Annotated in this window: 17 protein-coding genes; 10 read left to right on the top strand and 7 right to left on the bottom strand. The window is 66.4% G+C overall.

What is annotated here, in order from left to right:
- The 4 genes from AC1D01_RS04005 to AC1D01_RS03990 all read right to left on the bottom strand — a co-directional run.
- Positions 1-268, bottom strand: a 268-nt coding sequence (locus AC1D01_RS04005; protein ID WP_477864790.1) for an energy transducer TonB, incomplete at its 3' end; no start/stop codon positions are given.
- A gap of 183 nt (positions 269-451) precedes the next feature.
- The gene (locus tag AC1D01_RS04000; RefSeq protein ID WP_477864789.1) at positions 452-985 is read right to left on the bottom strand and encodes a hypothetical protein; all 534 of its coding nucleotides are present in this window, start codon (positions 983-985) and stop codon (positions 452-454) included.
- Positions 986-1177: 192 nt separating this feature from the next.
- A complete protein-coding gene (locus AC1D01_RS03995; protein WP_477864788.1) occupies positions 1178-1750 on the bottom strand; it encodes a DUF3885 domain-containing protein in 573 nt (190 codons plus the stop codon).
- A gap of 541 nt (positions 1751-2291) precedes the next feature.
- On the bottom strand, positions 2292-2525 hold the full coding sequence (locus AC1D01_RS03990) for a hypothetical protein (protein ID WP_477864787.1): 234 nt from the start codon (positions 2523-2525) through the stop codon (positions 2292-2294).
- 259 nt (positions 2526-2784) lie between these two features.
- Here AC1D01_RS03990 and AC1D01_RS03985 point away from each other — a divergent pair, with 259 nt between their 5' ends.
- From AC1D01_RS03985 to AC1D01_RS03965, 5 genes are all read left to right on the top strand, one after another.
- Entirely contained in the window at positions 2785-3654 is an 870-nt protein-coding gene (locus AC1D01_RS03985) for a LysR family transcriptional regulator (protein ID WP_477864786.1), read from the top strand.
- A gap of 87 nt (positions 3655-3741) precedes the next feature.
- The gene (locus AC1D01_RS03980) at positions 3742-4197 is read left to right on the top strand and encodes a VOC family protein (protein WP_477864785.1); all 456 of its coding nucleotides are present in this window, start codon (positions 3742-3744) and stop codon (positions 4195-4197) included.
- 7 nt (positions 4198-4204) lie between these two features.
- Positions 4205-5098 (top strand): amino acid ABC transporter substrate-binding protein, encoded by an 894-nt coding sequence (locus tag AC1D01_RS03975; protein ID WP_477864784.1) that lies wholly within the window; start codon positions 4205-4207, stop codon positions 5096-5098.
- A gap of 71 nt (positions 5099-5169) precedes the next feature.
- Positions 5170-5547 carry a nuclear transport factor 2 family protein gene (locus AC1D01_RS03970; protein WP_477864783.1) on the top strand — a complete coding sequence of 126 codons (378 nt, stop codon included), beginning with the start codon at positions 5170-5172 and terminating at the stop codon, positions 5545-5547.
- Between the two features lie 23 nt (positions 5548-5570).
- On the top strand, positions 5571-6149 hold the full coding sequence (locus tag AC1D01_RS03965) for a flavin reductase family protein (RefSeq protein ID WP_477864782.1): 579 nt from the start codon (positions 5571-5573) through the stop codon (positions 6147-6149).
- 147 nt (positions 6150-6296) lie between these two features.
- Here the strand turns inward: AC1D01_RS03965 and AC1D01_RS03960 are convergent, their stop codons facing one another.
- Complete coding sequence (locus AC1D01_RS03960; protein ID WP_477864781.1) at positions 6297-6869, bottom strand: hypothetical protein; 573 nt, start codon at positions 6867-6869, stop codon at positions 6297-6299.
- A gap of 50 nt (positions 6870-6919) precedes the next feature.
- On the opposite strand from AC1D01_RS03960, the gene AC1D01_RS03955 reads away from it, so the two are divergent.
- The 5 genes from AC1D01_RS03955 to AC1D01_RS03935 all read left to right on the top strand — a co-directional run bounded on the left by AC1D01_RS03955 (position 6920) and on the right by AC1D01_RS03935 (position 14906).
- Entirely contained in the window at positions 6920-7357 is a 438-nt protein-coding gene (locus AC1D01_RS03955) for a GFA family protein (RefSeq protein WP_477864780.1), read from the top strand.
- A 5-nt stretch (positions 7358-7362) separates the two neighbouring features.
- Positions 7363-7740 carry a VOC family protein gene (locus AC1D01_RS03950; RefSeq protein ID WP_477864779.1) on the top strand — a complete coding sequence of 126 codons (378 nt, stop codon included), beginning with the start codon at positions 7363-7365 and terminating at the stop codon, positions 7738-7740.
- A 382-nt stretch (positions 7741-8122) separates the two neighbouring features.
- On the top strand, positions 8123-10282 hold the full coding sequence (locus AC1D01_RS03945; protein ID WP_477864778.1) for a hypothetical protein: 2160 nt from the start codon (positions 8123-8125) through the stop codon (positions 10280-10282).
- A 157-nt stretch (positions 10283-10439) separates the two neighbouring features.
- On the top strand, positions 10440-12626 hold the full coding sequence (locus AC1D01_RS03940) for a DUF6055 domain-containing protein (RefSeq protein ID WP_477864777.1): 2187 nt from the start codon (positions 10440-10442) through the stop codon (positions 12624-12626).
- Positions 12627-12668: 42 nt separating this feature from the next.
- Entirely contained in the window at positions 12669-14906 is a 2238-nt protein-coding gene (locus tag AC1D01_RS03935; RefSeq protein ID WP_477864776.1) for a rhamnogalacturonan lyase family protein, read from the top strand.
- 22 nt (positions 14907-14928) lie between these two features.
- Here the strand turns inward: AC1D01_RS03935 and AC1D01_RS03930 are convergent, their stop codons facing one another.
- Together AC1D01_RS03930 and AC1D01_RS03925 are read right to left on the bottom strand one after the other, a co-directional pair.
- The gene (locus AC1D01_RS03930) at positions 14929-15159 is read right to left on the bottom strand and encodes a hypothetical protein (protein ID WP_477864775.1); all 231 of its coding nucleotides are present in this window, start codon (positions 15157-15159) and stop codon (positions 14929-14931) included.
- A 141-nt stretch (positions 15160-15300) separates the two neighbouring features.
- The coding region (locus AC1D01_RS03925) for an ExeM/NucH family extracellular endonuclease (protein ID WP_477864774.1) at positions 15301-17550 on the bottom strand (2250 nt) is incomplete at its 5' end.

Genomic DNA, 17550 nt, shown 5'->3' with positions numbered 1-17550 from the left:
GGCGCGACACGATGGAGAGTGCTGCCGTGCCGAACACCGGGTGCGTGGCAGACGTCACGGTCGCATCGACAACTTCCCCATCGGCGCGGATCGTGAGCGCAACGACCGCCTTGCCTTCGCTGATGCGGAGGGCAACCGCCTCCTGCGGAAACATGACCGAGTCGACCGCCGCTTGCAGGTTCGGGCAAGGTGCCTCTTGAGCCTGAGCATTGGCGCTCCAGACGGTGGACAACAGGCACAAGCAGACGAGGGCGAAGAGGCGTTGCATGGTGGGGCGGTGCGTCAGTCGGCGGAGTTCAGGCGCGCGAGGATATCGCGATGGGCAGCGGCGACGAGCGTCTCGATCGCCGGTCGATCAACGACGTGGCCGGGCCTGTCATTCATGACACGATCGCACTGATACGGAAGCGATACGAGTCTGCTGTTCTACCTATGAAGGAGGCCCATTGAACTAGCAGAAATCGGTGCGTCCAGTTGCCTTGAGCTCCCGGCTGGCAGCTGCAACATAGACGTGCCAAAGGTGCTTTGGCGTTGCCAAGCCGAGGCGACCGCAGGCAGCGACGCGGCTCTCCGTATCGTCGCCGAGATCGAGCAAGCGATCCATGAACTCAAGCTCGATCTGACTGACAGGCCCGGGGGCGGGGGGCGCTGAGGCATCATTGGCAGCAGCCTCAGAATAGGCCTGGACAGCCCATTCCAGAGTGCGCTTCACCACGTCTCGAGTTGGATCCTGCAGGTTTCCGATCCAGTCATAGAGGCCCTGTGCAGAATCGTTCTCCGCCTCCGGCGATAGTCCTGCAGTCTCGATCGCGTGCAGCGAAGCCGCGGCAGCGATGAGAAGGAACTCATCGGCCAGGCGTTGCCGCGTCAAGCCTGCTGCATCGAGAAGCTTGTCGGGCGGGGCACTGGCGAGTTGCACCATCGGGCCGTTGCTGAGCGACGACCCGATGATGTACCCAAGTTGGCGTGGGGAGGGCTTCTGCATGGCTGACGATTTGCGATGTCTCGGGCGAGGATATGCGGTGCCAACGAAGTCTGTTCGATGGAAGGGGCAACGACGCGGAGGCGGAGGATGAGCTTCAGGCAGGTTGCCGACATTCAGGCTCGCCGCCGACTGTCTCAGATCGACCCACAGCGGAAATCACTGCGCGCAAACTCGTTGCCTCGAAGCAGACATTCATAGGCCGTCGGGATGGGCCGATAGCCAGCCCGCGAAGCGGGCGCGAAGCTCTTCCGGCGCGATGGAGAACGTGAAGATGTCCATTCCCCCGTCGTAGGGGCAGAAGATGTTTTTCGTAGACGGCGAGACAAACGAGACGCCCACCTCTTGCCAATCTGCAAGCAGGCGAATCGCAGCTTCGAAGAAGTCAGGCTTCCATTTGGAAACGAGCACCCGAACATACATTCGATCCTCGTCGTCTTGCCCGAGACTTTCGGTCGGCAGAACAACAACGGCCTCTCTGAATTGCCGCCCAGCAAGCTGATGCCTAGCCTTCCCGCGCAGCCTTGTTTCGCCACCATGCGCGCGGAAGACGTACAGGGACTCGCCCGCGCTGAAGAGCGCTGAGGCGACGAGAAAGTGTCGATTTTGAAGTTCGGCGTACTCGTCGGGAGACTCAGCGTACCGCTTTGAGTCAGGGAGTGAGTGGAACCGCACCCAATGCGCACTCAAGGCGCGACGAAGAAGATGACCACGAGGCGCAATCTCATCGAACTCAGACTGCCACCAGGCAAGGGGATCGGGGTGCATATGCACTACTCTATCCGAGCGCATTCATAGGTCGCGCGGACTGAACGCGGGCGATCCCGACGGACAACTTGTGGCCGGCCGTGGACGTTCAGGCCTGGCTGCCGCTGATCTTGAATCTGCAGATCAGTGAACGGGATCTGATGGGGTTCGGTCACGGGCCGCAAGCCAGGATTCGAGTAGCGCAAGTTCGCGCACAGGGAATGGCATGTCCCACGTCTCCGCATAGCCGTCGCTTCCGTGCTTCGCAAGAACCCTGCTTGCTGCATCCCGGACTGCCCTGCCAAACTCGACGGGGCTGCACTCGAACGACATTAGCGGCTCGCCAGACGAGTCCGGAAGATTCATCCAACTGTCGGGAAAGGAGACGATCGTGACGCGGACCGTGTCACTGCCGTTCCGCACGATGGCCCATCGGAATTCCCCCGGCTCCTCGTCGAATCCGATGGAAACGCTGTGCATCTCTGCGACCACGCTGAGAGCACCCAAGACCAACTTTGCCAGGGCATCGGATAAGTAGGAAGCAGTAACCTCGCATGCAGCTTCATTGAATCGAATGGTGCACGCAGCCCATCCTGCGCCTGTCAGGCGGTAGTCGATGGTGAGTCTGTTTGCTGCGCTCGATTTCATGAACCATCGTAACGGGGTTGCCGACCTGTTCCAGGCTGTCTGCCAACAGCACAACCGGGAACCAGACGTTCGCGACCGACTGGCTTTGGCCGGCTGCAAGCACTCGACGAAATGGCGCGAACGGCAGCAACCGCTGCAGCCCGCTCACTCGCTGCCATCACCGCACTGATACGGAAGTGATACGGGCCCGTGGATTCACCTATGAAAGCGACCCATTGAACTACGGCGAGTGGGGGTGGATTCTAGCGGCCAGCCAGCGGCGGGGATGGCGCCCTTTGTGCACGGGCCAGGCATGGAGAGTGCGATCGCCATCGACCGGAACCGGGCCGGAGCTGCGACTGCCCTTGCCCGCATTTCGGAGATCACCGACGAGCTACATTCGCTCGATCCACAAGAGGCGCCTGCGAATGATCCGCGAGCTGAAAACCCTGATTGCCGTGGCGCGCGAAGGCACATTCGCTGCCGCGGGCGAAAGAATCGGCTTGACACAGGCGGCCGTCAGTGCCCAGATGCAACGCCTGGAAGCGGAGCTCGGATTCGTGCTCTTCGACCGCACAGCCCGCTCGGCCCGGCTCAACGAGATGGGGCATCAGACACTGCTGCGTGCGCACGAGCTGGTGCGCTTGTATGAGAGTCTTGGCTCGGGCGACGTGGCGCATGCCGCCGTCACCCGACTGAACGTCGGTGCGATCGCCTCGGCACAGCGGTCACTGCTGCCGAAGGCGCTGGCGGCGTTCCACAAGCAATGGCAGGGGTGCCGCACGCGCATCATTCCCGGCCTGTCGATGGACCTGGTGAACCTCGTGGACGCGGGCGAGATCGACATGGCGGTGATCATCCGCCCGCCGTTCTCGCTGCACAGCGACCTGCGATGGACGACGCTGGCGCAGGAGCCGTTCCGGCTGATCGTGCCGCGACACACGCCGGGCGACGACTGGGTGGAGTTGCTGTCGTCTCAGCCGTTCGTGCGCTATGACCGTGCTTCTTTCGGTGGCCGGCAGGCCGACCGCTTCCTGCGGGCGATGCACCTCACGGTGCAGGAAGTTTGCGAAGTCGATGAACTGGAGGCCATCGTGAGCCTCGTGGCGCAGGGTGTCGGCGTGGCGCTCATTCCACAGTCGGCCACGCATCGCCGCTGGCCGGCGGCTGTGCGCGCCATCGACCTGGGCAGCCGCACCTTCCATCGCGACATCGGCCTGGTTCACCGCGCACGGCGCTCGCTCAGCGAGCCGGTGCGCGCACTGGCCCAGCTCATCTCCAGCGCGTACGGAATTTGACGTCAAATTTCCTTGATGCTCAGCGAAAATTGATATTGATTTTCTTTTTCTGTGCGGTCTCTAGGATGACCAGTGTCAATCCACTCGATGAGCGAGACCATGCAAGCCTTGACCACCAATCCCGGCCCCCTGTCCCCGTTCCACCTCGCCTTCCCGGTTCATGATCTTTCTCTCGCCCGCCAGTTCTATGGCGAGGTCCTGGGTTGCCCCGAAGGTCGCAGTTCCAACGACTGGATCGACTTCAACTTCTACGGCCACCAGATCGTCGCCCACCTCGCACCCGGTGAGGCCGGCCCAGCACAACGCAATGCGGTCGATGGGCACGGCGTTCCGGTACGCCACTTCGGCATCGTGTTGCCGATGCCCGAGTGGCAAGCGGCCGCGGAGCGCCTGAAAGGCCGAGGCATCGCCTTCATCATCGAGCCCTACATCCGCTTCAAGGGCGAGCCGGGCGAGCAGGCCACGATGTTCTTCCTCGACCCGTCCGGCAATGCGCTGGAGATCAAGGCGTTCGCGAACATCGCCAGCCTCTTCGCCAAGTGAGGCGCCTGTGAAGCTCCAGGTCATTGCGCTCGCCGCCGCCGTTTCAGCCACCGCCGCCGCCCAGGCGGACACGTTGCAGAAGATCAAGGAATCCGCCTCGGTGACGATGGGGGTGCGCGAGTCCTCCGGCGCGCTGTCGTACACGCTCGGCAACGGCAAGTACGTCGGGTTCCACATCGACCTGTGCCATCGAGCGCTCGCCGACGTGCAGAAACAGCTCGGCCTGCCCAAGCTCGACATCAAGTACCAGCCCGTCTCGTCGGCCAACCGCATGCCGCTCCTGCAGAACGGCACGATCGACATCGAGTGCGGCTCGACGACCAACAACGCCACCCGGCAGCAGCAGGTCGCGTTCGCACTCACGACCTACGTCGAGGAGATCCGCATCGCCGTCAAGGCGAACTCCGGCATCCAGTCGATCAGTCAGCTCAATGGCCGCAAGGTCGCGACGACCACCGGCACGACGAGCGTGCAGCTCTTGCGCAAACACCAGAAGGCGGCGGGCGTCGAGTTCCAGGAGATCTTCGGCAAGGACCACACCGACAGCATGCTCAACCTCGACTCGGGGCGAGCCGATGCATTCGTGATGGACGCGCAGGTGCTGGCCGGCAACATCGCCAAATCGCGCAATCCGGCGGACTTCAAGATCGTCGGCGAGGTGCTGGGCGTGGAGCCGATCGCGATCATGATCCGCAAGGATGACCCAGCCTTCAAGCAAAGCATCGACAACACGCTGCGCGGCATGATGAAGAGCGGCGAGATCGTGCAGCTCTACGACAAGTGGTTCATGAAGCCGATTCCGCCGACGAACACTGCCGTCAATCTGCCGGTCTCCGAGGAGACGAAGGCCGCTTGGGCGACCCCGACCGACAAGCCCGCGGAAGAGTACGCCCGTCGGTGATGCGAGTGACTTCCCAACCATGCTCCCGGCGGTTCGCCTGGGACATTTCTTGATCAATCTGGAGCCATGACATGACCGCACCGACCTACGTCCAGGAATGCAACGCGATCGCCGAAGTACTGAGCATGTACGTTGAAGGCAACGCCGACGCCAGCAGCGCGGCAATGAAGCCGGCTTTTCACGAGAAGGCGACGATCTTCGGCCTCAATGGAAAGGAGGTGTTCGGACCGGAGATCCAGAAGCTCTACGACATCGTCGACACGTTCGAACCCTCGCCAAAGGCGCAGGCGGCCATCGCCCGCATCGACATCGCCGGGACCGCAGCGAGTGCGCGTGTGGACAGCGACAATGTGGCCGGCAACCGCTTCACCGATTTCTTCAATCTGCTGAAGATCGACGGCAAGTGGACCATCGTCAACAAGGTCTACCACACGCACCCGGGCGCCTGAGCGACGAAAGCCGGGAGCCTGCGATGAACGACCATTTCCGACCGGTTGCGCCCGAGCATGCGAGTCGTCTGATCAATCACGGCCCGACCGTACTGGTGACCAGCGCCGACGGCGAGCGCCGCAACGTGATGGCGGCCGCATGGTCGATGCCAGTCGAATTCACCCCACCACGCGTCGCCGTCGTCATCGACAAGCGAAGCTACACGCGCGAACTCGTGACGGCCAGCGGCGCATTCGGCCTCTGTCTTCCGGGTGCGGGGCTGGTCGACCTGACCTACGCTGTCGGCAGTTCAAGCGGACGCGCCATCGACAAGTTTTCCCGCCACGGCATCGCCGCCATGACCGGGCCCATACTCGGCATGCCGCTGATCGAGCTGGGCTGCGCCGCCTGGCTCGAATGCCGACTGCTTCGCGAGCCGCATACGGAGGACGCCTATGACACCTGCTTCGCGGAGGTGGTTGCGGCCGCAGCCGACGAACGCATCTTCGCGGGCGGCCATTGGTTGTTTCGCGATGACAACGTTGCGCTGCAGACGATCCACCACCTTGGTGGAGGCAACTTTGTGTGCGCTGGTGGCGTGCTGCGTGCGCGACCGGTGTAGGTCGCACCGCGCTGACGGTTGGTTCAACCCTTGGCTGTTCTTCGACCGGCATTCAACCGCGCCACGATGTCCCGATGGGATGCGGGCGTCTTGCTCGACGGCCCCTGAAAACCTGAGAAGGGCGGTCATGGGCCAATCCTCGTGTCTTCAGGTGTCCCAGAAAATCCGGCGGCGCTTGCGTGCTGTCAGCTTGGGCGCATCAGGCGGCAGGCGCGCCATGATCGCTCGCACTTCGCATCGGCCGTTCCGGGTGCACGGCACGCCGCCGTTGTGCAGGCATGGCAGGCCGCAAGAGGCATCCTGCCCTGCCCGGGCGAGCATCTCGTGCAAGGCCTTTCGCACGCCGAGCTGGGGACCGAAGGTCTCGAGAGTCTTCTGGCGCCTGCGCCGCTCGTCGACCCACCGCATGGCGTGTACGCAACCGAGGATCACCATGCAGGTCGCGACGATCCCCAGCGGCCAGGGCATCCAGGTCAGGAGTGCTCGCCGCCTGTAGGAGGCAGTTGCCAGGTATTCCGGGCTCGCAGCGGCTTGCAGCAGAAGCTTGACCAGCGCCGCTGAACCGATGCTGAGCACGAACACGCTCGCCGTGACCAGGATGCCCCACAGCGGGCGACCTGCGGCGGTGATCGCCGCCAGCACGAAGAATGCGAGAACGCCGTTGAGCAGCAGTCCGCAGATCCAGTCAAAGGTGTCGAAGGGAAGGTTCAGGGGCGTCATGTCGGCGGCAATGATGCCTGCACTGGGGTCGTTGCATACTCCGCGCTGGCTTGGCGAACGAGGCGGCCCGACGCGGGGCCGTTGAAGAAGAAATGACGACCCGAACTGCCAGTTGCTCTTGCGGACAGCTCACGGCCATCACGTCGGCCGATCCCGTTCGCGTCTCCGTGTGCCACTGCCTGGCCTGCCAGCGCAGAACGGGCAGCGTGTTCGCTGCGCAGGCGCGGTTTCCCGCCGAGTCGGTGGCCCTGGCCGGCGCGTCGAACACCTTCGATCGGGTCGGCGATGGCGGAAGCCGCGCCACCTTCCACTTCTGCACCACCTGCGGCGCCACGGTGTACTACACCTGCGAGGGGCGCGAAGACAGCGTCATCATTCCCGTCGGTGCGTTCGCCGATCCCTCCTTTCCCGGCCCGACGTTCTCGGTGTACGAAGAACGCATGCACCGCTGGGTCGGGATGCCCGCAGACATCGAGCACATGGACTGACCCGCATGTTCGATCACGTCAAATTCGGCGCCAGCGACTACGCGGCCAGCAAGGCGTTCTTCCTCCAGGCGCTCGAGCCGCTCGGCGTCGCCGTCGTCTCGGAGGGCACGCCCGCGTACGGTGTCGAGCTGAGCCGCCCGGACGGCAGCTGCTCGCTGTGCATCTTCCAGACCGACGAGAAGCCGGCCCATCTTCATCTGGCCTTCAGGGCCGAGACGCGCCGGCAGGTCGATGCCTTCCATCGCGCTGCCCTGGCGGCCGGTGGCCGGGACCACGGTGCGCCGGGCCTGCGCCCGCACTACCACGCGACCTACTACGCGGCCTTCGTCATCGGGCCGGACGGGCACAACCTCGAAGCGGTGTGCCACGCACCCGAGGCCTGACGTCAACGAGCCGCGCTGTCTGATTCGCGCGCGCCGGGTGTCAACGAGAGCTTGCCCGTCGGCACTGGCTCGTACACGCTGGCGTCCTCCTCGTGGCCTCTCCCGCCTCTTGTCGTTGGATTCCGGGCGCATTGTCGCCAACGCGGATGCACTTTGAAACAGTGAAAGTCCGGACTTACCCTCAGGCGCCGGCCCGCCAGGAATGATCAAATCGCCGCGTCGGCTGGAAGCGGTTCCACTTTGCGCAGACGAGTCTTGCAAAGAGACACAGGAAAAAGCCGGCCGGGCTCATAGATTGGGATGCCTTGCCACAGGTGCGGCCTCGCGACGAGGCCGAGGGACGCCTGGGGAAGCCAACAAGAAACCTTCAAGGAGAGAGAACATGTGGAGTACCCGACAGGCCGTCGCGATGGCCGCGATGCTGGGCGCATTCGCCGCCTCGGCAGACGCGTCAACGCTTCGTGCCGTGGCCAACAACAACTTCGTCAGCGCCACCGCGACGGGAACCTCGTTCCTGAACGCGACCGCGCCGGTCGCCAGCACCTGGGAAGACTTCGAGGTCATCCGCAACGGCAATGGCACGGTGTCGTTCCGCGCGACCATCAGCGGCAACATCGTCTCGGCCGACCAGGGCCTGGGCGCACCGAACACCAGCCGGCTGATCGCCAACCGCCAGGCCATCAACGCCTGGGAGCAGTTCACACTGGAGACGCAGGCCAACGGCACGGTCGCGATCCGTTCCGCGACGACCGGGCTCTACGTCAGCGCCGACATGAACCGCGGCGGCCTGCTGGTCGCCGATCGCCCGGCCGTGCAGGCCTGGGAGCAGTTCGTGCTGTCGGACACGACCACCCCGCCGCCCACCAACCCGCCGCCGACCGGCACGACGCCCGACTTCGGGCCGAACGTCCACATCTACAACCCGTCGACGCCGAACCTGCAGGGCCAGATCAACGACATCTACAACGCGCAGCAGCCGAACCACTTCGGCCCGCGCCGCGATGCGATCCTGCTGACCCCGGGCACCTACAACAACCTGCGCATCCCGGTGGGCTTCTACACGCAGGTGCTGGGCCTGGGCAGCCACCCGGACCAGGTGCACGTCAACGGTGACCTGCGCTCCAACGCCTTCCTCGGCGGCGACAACGCGACGCAGAACTTCTGGCGCGGCGCCGAGAACTTCTCGGTCACGCCGAGCCAGGGCATCGGCAACAACACGATGCAGTGGGCCGTCTCGCAGGCGATCCCGTTCCGCCGCATGCACGTGCGCGGCAACATCAAGCTGAACCAGAACAACGGCTGGTCGAGCGGCGGCTGGTTCTCCGACGTGCTGGTCGACGGCAACGTCAACTCGGCGTCGCAGCAGCAATGGATCTCGCGCAACAGCCAGTGGGGCAGCTGGAGCGGCTCGAACTGGAACATGGTGTTCGTCGGCGTGCCGAACGCGCCGGCCGGCAACTTCCCGACCGGGGGCCAGCGCTACACCAAGATCGCGCAGACGCCGGTGATCCGCGAGAAGCCGTACCTGTTCATCGATGCCAACGGCAGCTACGCGGTGCGCGTGCCTGCACTGAGCACCAACAGCGCGGGCATCAGCTGGAGCAATGGCGCCACCACGCCGGGCACGACGCTGCCGATCAGCAGCTTCTTCCTCGCGAAGCCGAGCGACAGCGCGGCCACCATCAACGGGCAGCTGGCGGCCGGCAAGCACATCCTGTTCACGCCGGGCACCTACGTGTTGACGCAGACGCTGCAGGTCAACAACCCGAACACGGTGATCCTCGGGCTGGGCTTCGCGACGCTGCGCTCCGACAACGGRCAGCCGCTGATCAAGACGGCCGACGTCGATGGCCTGACGATCTCGGGCCTGTTCCTCGATGCGGGCCGCACCGAATCGGGCGTGCTGATGGAGGTCGGCCCGAGCGGCGCCAGCGCCAGCCACGCGGCCAACCCGACCGCGTTGCATGACCTGTTCTTCCGCATCGGCGGCGCGGCGGCCGGCCGTGTCGGCATCGCGTTGAGCATCAATGCCAACAACACGATCGTCGACCACACCTGGCTGTGGCGCGCCGACCATGGCGACGGCGTCAGCTGGAACGACAACCCGTCCGCCAACGGCCTGTGGGTGAACGGCAACGACGTGACCATCTACGGCCTGTTCGTCGAGCACTTCCAGCAACACCAGGTGGTGTGGAACGGCAATGGCGGCCGCGTGTACTTCTACCAGTCGGAGATCCCGTACGACCCGCCGAGCCAGTCGGCATGGAACAGCACGACCGGCCGCGGCTGGGCCTCGTACAAGGTGTCGAACAACGTCACCAGCCACGAAGCCTGGGGCCTGGGCATCTACAGCGTGTTCACCAACGGCGGCATCCTGCTCGACCGTGCGATCGAGGTGCCCACCAACAACGGCGTGCGCTTCCACAGCATGATCTCGGTGTGCCTGGGCGGCAATGGCGGCATCGTGCACGTCATCAACAACACCGGGTCGCAGACCGGCTGCAACGCGTCGTTCACGCCGACGGTGACCACCTTCCCGTAACGCGACGTTCCTCCGCGAAACGAACCCCCGGCGGGAGCCGGGGGTTTTTGTTTTTTCGCCTTACGTTTGATGACAGACGGGCAGATCTCCAGAACGCCGCGGTCATCACTGGTCGGTCGTCCTCTTCCAGAATCGCGCCACTTTTCGGGAGATGACGATGAAGAAGATGAATCGCATGAGGATCGCCGCCGCTGCTGCAGCGATCGTGGGCAGCATGGGGGCCGCACCGGCCTTCGCGGCCGACTGGCCGAGCGGCTACACGTTCTGCGCCAGCGAGCGCGCGACGTGTGCCGTGGGCTCGAAGCCGCGCCTGGTGTCGTACGGCGCGCAGAACAAGTGGGTCGTCGCGACGAAGTCGGGCACCATCGCCTGCAGCAACGCGACCTTCGGCGACCCGGTCGTCGGCAAGCGCAAGGCCTGCGCGATCGGGCCGGTGGCGGCTGCTCCGGCACCTGCTCCCGCTCCCGCGCCTTCACCGGCTCCGGCGCCCGCACCCGCACCCGCACCGACCCCCGCGCCGGCACCGGCCCCCACACCGGCTCCTGCGCCTGCGCCGGCCCCCGCTCCCGCTCCCGCGCCCAGCCCCGCGGTCGTCGACCAGGGCAGCACGCTGACCACCTGGGCCGCCCCCGGCACCACGCCGAAGCCCACGGTCACGCCCGGCACCTGGCGCGCCGGTGGCCCGAACCCCGAGCAGGCCAGCTTCARGCTCGTCAAGGAGTCGGCCCACTTCGCGTTCTATTCCGACGAGACGATCTCCGACGCCGACCTGACCCTCGCGGCCAACACGCTCGAGAACACCGTCTGGGAGAACCTGTTCAACTCSAACCTGCTGATGCCCGAGCCGTTCTACAACAAGACGGACAAGATCAAGCCGGCCATCCACATCCACTCCGATTGGGGCCTGACCGGCGGCGCCTGGGTCGACAACCAGCGTGCATTGCACCTCGGCATGTGGATCGCCCCCGCCGCGCTGAGGGACCAYTGGGGCCTCACGCACGAGTTCACGCACGGCTGGCAATCCTGGGCCGGCAACAACGGCGGCCTCGAGTGCTACCAGTCGAACACCTGCGGCTGGCTCTTCGAGAGCCACGCGAACTTCACGCCGCACCARCTGCCCGAGTACCAGGGCAACGCGCACTGCTCCGAGATGCTGCCGAACGCGCCGCACCTCTACCTGGGCTCCACGCGCGACCGCTATTGCAACTGGCAGTTCATGGAGTTCCTGAAGGACAAGTACGGCCCCGGCGCGGTCACGCAGATCTGGACCACSAGCGGYGCCGACCCGCTGACCAACATCCAGAAGTCGCGCGGCTGGACGCTGCCGCAGCTCAACGACTTCATGGGCGACTGGGCGATGCACAACGTGGTGTGGGACTACAAGGCCACGCCCGACACCTTCCGYACCACCTACGGCAACATCACGCTGACCGACAAGGCCGAGCGCATGCACCGCCTGATGCCGCTSGAGGCRCTGGACGGCAGCTGGGCGACSAACCGCCGCTTCGCSTCGCCGTTCTACGGCGCRCCGCAGCGCTTCGGCTACAACGTCGTGCGGCTGTACCCGACSAACGGCGCCACCACGGTGACGGTGAAGTTCCGCGGCATCAACCAGGCGGGTTCCGATGCTGACTTCCGCTGGGGCCTGGTGGCCACCAACACGCAGTTCACGTCGGCCCGCTACAGCGCGCAGCAGAAGGGGCTGGACGCCGACCTGAGCTTCAAGGTGAACGCAGGCGAGCCGCTGTTCCTGGTGGTGACCGCGACGCCGTCGGTGTTCAAGACGGTGGTGTGGGACCAGGCGTATGAATCGATCTGGCGCTACCCGTACATGGTCGAGCTGGCGAACGCCTGGCCGCAGGGCTTCCAGAACGGCCAGCGTGATGCCTGCCCGTCGGGCACCCTGCGCCATGCCAACGGCGGCGGCTGCGCACCGACGAGCACGCCTTCGTCGGTGTATGTCGGCCCGTACGCGACGATCCTGCCGGGCGGCAGCGCCACCGGCAGCGCGCGCATCGAAGACCAGGCCATCGTCGCGAACGGCTCGGTCAGCGGCGGCACGGTCGGCGGGCTCAGCGTGATCGGCGTGACCGGTAGCCCGTGGGGCAACAACAGCTTCTCGGTGTCGGGCTCGGCCCAGGTGCGCACCACGTTCTACCCGCTGGGCTTCTTCGAGGCGAGCCAGGGCGCGTCGGGCAGCCTGAACCTGCATGGCGACGTCGAGTACCGCGGCACGGGGCTCAACCTGAGCTCGGGCAACCGCTCCGGGTTCGTCGATGCCACCTCCAACGTGGGGTCGGCCACCGACATCAACACGAAGGCGACACTGACCTGGCGGCCCTGATCCCCTGACCCCCTGAGCTCCACAGCCCCCGAGGAAGCGACCATGATCCGATCCAAGCCGCTGGCCGTTTGCGCGGCCGTCGCGGGGCTGTGCGTGCCCGCTGTTCACGCCGCCAGTCCGGTGACCCTGACCTACGTGGTCAACAACCAGTGGGGTTCGGGCTACTGCGCCACGGTGCGTGTCTCGAACCCGAACAGCGAGGCGGTGCAGTGGAGCGGCACGCTGACCGTGCCCGGGACGGTCGGCAACCTGTGGAACGGCGTGTGGAAGCAGAGCGGGTCCACGCTGGCCTTGAGTGGCGTCGAGTGGAACAGGACGCTCGCAGCGAAGGCGACGAACGAGTCGATCGGCTTCTGTGCGACCTCGGCGGCCGCGCCGGCACCTGCGCCGGCACCTGCGCCTGCACCGACCCCGGCACCCGCGCCCACTCCAGCGCCTGCTCCTGCCCCTGCACCCACGCCAGCACCCGCTCCCGCACCGTCCACCGGCCCGGTCGCCGGCTCACGCCAGGTCGAGTTCCTCGACCGCGGCGTCGTGGCCGTCGCCACCGGCAACGGCGTCTTCGTCAGCTGGCGCATGCTGGGCACCGAGGCCGACAGCGTCACGTACAACCTGTACCGCAACGGCAGCAAGCTGAACGCGAGCCCGATCGCGAGCAGCACCAACTTTGTCGATGCCGGCGGCAGCGCGAGCGCGAAATACAGCGTGGCGGCCATCGTCAACGGCGTCGAGCAGGCGCAGAGCAGCGCCACCGCGACCTGGCCGCAGCAGTACCTCACCGTCAAGCTGCAGCGCCCGGCCGGCGGCACCACGCCCGACGGCGTGGCCTACGACTACAGCCCGAACGACGTGAGCGTCGGCGATGTCGATGGTGACGGCGACTACGAACTGATCGTCAAGTGGGATCCGTCCAACTCGAAGGACAACTCCCAGTCCGGCTACACCGGCAACGTGTTCGTCGATGCCTACAAGCTCGACGGCACGCGGCTGTGGCGCATCGACCTCGGCCGCAACATCCGCGCCGGTGCGCACTACACGCAGTTCATCGTCTACGACCTGGATGGCGACGGCCGCGCCGAGATCGCGATGAAGACCGGCGACGGCACGATCGACGGCACCGGCGCCGTGATCGGCAGCGCCACCGCCGACCACCGCAACAGCACCGGCTACATCCTGAGCGGCCCCGAGTACCTGACGGTCTTCAACGGCCTGAGCGGCAAGGCGATGGCGACCACTGCCTATGTGCCGGCGCGCGGCACGGTATCGAGCTGGGGCGACAGCTACGGCAACCGGGTCGACCGTTTCCTCGCCGGCGTGGCGTACCTCGATGGCCAGCGGCCGAGCCTGGTGATGAGCCGCGGCTACTACACCCGCGCGGTGATCGCGGCCTGGGACTGGCGCGACGGCAAGCTCGCATCGCGCTGGACCTTCGACACCAACACCAGCGGCAACTCGGCGTACCGCGGGCAGGGCGCGCACAGCCTGGTGATCGCCGACGTGAACGGCGACGGCAAGGACGACATCGTGTTCGGCGCCGCCGCGATCGACTCCAGCGGCAAGGGCCTGTACTCCACCGGCCTCGGCCATGGCGATGCGCTGCACGTGAGCGATTTCGACCCGACGCGTCCCGGCAAGGAGGTGATGATGGTCCACGAGGAGCCAGGCCACTACGGCGCGCACGGCGTGGAGATGCACGACGCGGCCACCGGCAAGATCCTGTGGAGCCTGCCGGGCGGCGGGGTCGACGTGGGCCGCGGCGTCGTGATGGATGTCGATGCGCGCTACCCGGGCGCCGAGAGCTGGGCGACGGTGGGTGGGCTGACCAGTGCGAAGGGCGAGTCGATCTCGGACCGCCGTCCGTCGCGCGTCAACTTCGGCGTGTACTGGGATGGCGACCTGCTGCGCGAGCTGCTCGACGGCACGACCATCGACAAGTGGAATCCGGCCACCGAGAAGATCGACCGGCTGCTGACGGCGTCGAACTACAACGCCGCGTCGAACAACACCACGAAGGCGACGCCGAACCTCTCGGCCGACCTGTTCGGCGACTGGCGCGAGGAGGTGATCTGGCGCAACGCCAACAACAGCGAGCTGATGATCTTCACGACGACGATCCCGAGCACCGAACGGCTTCGCACGCTGATGCACGACACGCAGTACCGCTCGGCGATCGCGAACCAGAACTCGGCCTACAACCAGCCGCCGAACACCAGCTTCTTCCTCGGTGCGGGGATGAGCAAGCCGGCGCAGCCGAAGGTGTACGCACCGCAGGCGAAGTGAGGGTCACTGCGGTCACCGCAGGTCACTGCGTGGTGGCAGCGGACTCGTTGATCGCCGGGCCGGCGTAGATGCCGGCATCGCCCGCCGGTGCGGCGGGGGCGGTGTCGGCCACCAGGCCGCCCGAGGCGGTGAAGGCGCCGGCATCGGGGGCGTTGGCGCCCAGCATCGGTGTCAGGCACAGCACGAGGGCGAGGACGCCGGATCCGGCGGCGATGGCGATGAAACGGCGGGTGAGGTCGGTGGGGGTGTGCATTCTGGGCTCCCTGTTGATGAAGTCCGCAAGGATGCCAACCCTCGGTATCGCCGATGTTTCAGCGCTGTCGCAGTTGTTGCAGCACATCTTCGGTTACCGCACCCTCGATTGCGGACCTCACTGCCAACTTCATTGCCGACTTCACTGCGCGACGTGGCTCCCAAGCCCGTCGAACGTGTCGATCGGGAAGCCCACCCATTCGCTGCTCAGGTCCCACGCCGCCGGCGCCGCGGCCGGCACGCTGCCGTGCACGATGCCCGGCTTGCGGCGCAGCGTGCGGTCCAGCGCCGACAGCGTGCCGCCGGTCCACGCGGCGCCCGGGTCGAACCCGACCTGGCCGAACGAGTCGATCACGGTGCCCGATTTCTCCAGCGTCACCGCGTCGTCGCCGTTGAAGTTGACGACCCCGGTCTTCAGCGCGCCCGGCAGCGTGACGGCCGTCGTGAACGAGGTGTGGATCAGCAGCAGCGTCTTGCCCGGCTCCAGCGTGCCGGTCAAGGGCAGCGAGGTGTTCGGCGCGGTGCCGCCGTTCGCATACAGCCGCACCGTGTAGGCCGTGAGGTCCACCGTGCCCGCGGTCGGGTTGTAGATCTCCAGCGCCTTGTTGTTGCTGCCGCCTTCGACGTACTCGCTGAAGAACAGCTCCGGCGTGTCGCCGCTGCTCGGCGCGGCGCTCACCACGACGGTGCTGCTGCGCTCGGCCGTCAGCCCGCCCGCGCCGGTGAGCACGAGCTTCAGCGTGAAGCTGCCGGCCGCGGCATAGCTGTGGCTGAGCGTCGTGGCGCCGACCGCCGGGGCCTCGACCGTGCCGTCGCCCCAGTCGACCGACAGCGCGCTGCCGTTGCTCGCCGCGATGCCGGTGATGCTGACGGCCGTGCCCACCACGCCGCTGCCCGGCAGCGTCGCGGCCAGCGCCGGCACGATCACCGGCGCGTCGGCCGTGAGCGTCAGGCCGACCAGCACCGGGTCGTGGTCCGACGAGCGGAACGGCGTCGCCGCATAGCGGTCGTCGGTCTTGAATTCGGTGTTGTAGTCGAGCACCAGCGGCTCGTCGGCGTTGACGTGCCACACCGTGACGCCGCTCACCTGCGCGCCCAGCGTCTCGCTCGCGAACGCATGGTCGAGCGCGCCCGATTCGCCGTTGAACACGTAGCTGTAGCGGGCCTCTTCGGGCAGGCGCTTCAGCAGTTCCTCGAAGCCGCCGCCTTCCAGGCTCTTGACCGGGTCTTCGTTCAGGTAGGAGTTGAAGTCGCCGACCATCAGCACGTCGCTCTCGCCCGAGGTGTCGGCGAGCTGCGCCACCCACTTCTGCAGCGCGAGCGCCTGCCGGAAGCGCGAGACGTTCCAGCAGCCCTGGCCGAAATCGGCATCCAGGTCGGCCGCCGACGCCGGGCACGAACCCTTGCTCTTCAGGTGATTCACGACCAGCCAGAAGCCGCCGAGGTTGTCGACCGCGGCGAAGCGCTGCGCCACCGGCGGGCGCAGGCCGCCGCCGACCGCGAAGTCCGGGTCGGTCGGCACCACTGCATTGCCGATCGGCGTCAGGCGCGCCGGCTTGTAGATCATCGCGACGGTGATCGCATCGGTGCCGGGCTTGCCGGCGTCGATCCACGCATAGGTGTTGGCACCCAGCTTCGCGTTGACCGCGCCGACCAGGTCGGCGAGTGCGACGGTGCCGTTGTTCTCGATCTCCATCAGCCCGAGCGCATCGGCATCCAGCCCGACGATGGTCTCGACCAGCTTCGCGCGCTGGCGCACCAGTTCGTCGGCGGTGTTGGCGCCGCGCTGGCCGAGCGTCGTGAAGTAGTTCAGCACGTTCAGGCTGCCGGCGCGCAGGGTGCCGCCGACGGCGGCCGGTGCGGCGGGGCGCGGGTTGGCGGCGGTGAACGCGGGGGCCGCGACCGGGTGCACATGGAAGGCATCGGCCGTCCAGGTCATCACGCCGCGCACGCCGGCCACGGTGTCGCCGACGCGGCGCGTGCCGTTGGTGTCGGCGGCGGAGAGATAGGGAATCGGCGTCGGGTTCTGGATGCCGGCGCCATCGTCGAGCACGATCTTCGCGAGCGCGTTCGCGGCGTTCACCGCGTCGCGCGTCGCGTCGCCCGGGTGGTTGTTGGCCTGGAACAGCCGGCCGCCGGTGGACAGCACCAGCTCGCCATAGCGGCCCAGGGTGTAGACCTCGGAGACAGTGAGCGTCTGCTTGAACTCGACCAGCATGCCCTCGACCGCTTCGAGGTCGCCGGCGCTGGCCAGCGGCAGCGTGATCTCGCGCGCGGCGATGCTGGGGCCGGCGCCGCAGGTGCTGATCGCGGTGACGGTGGCCAACTCGGTCAGCCGCTCGGGGTCGGTGCTGCCGCTCTTGAACTCGCTGACGGTGCCGCTCGCCTGCAC

It is taken from the genome of Rhizobacter sp. P3_B12 (genome assembly GCF_056402895.1).
The sequence above is the reverse complement of the archived record's forward strand: the minus strand, read 5'-3'. Positions and strand labels throughout refer to the sequence as shown.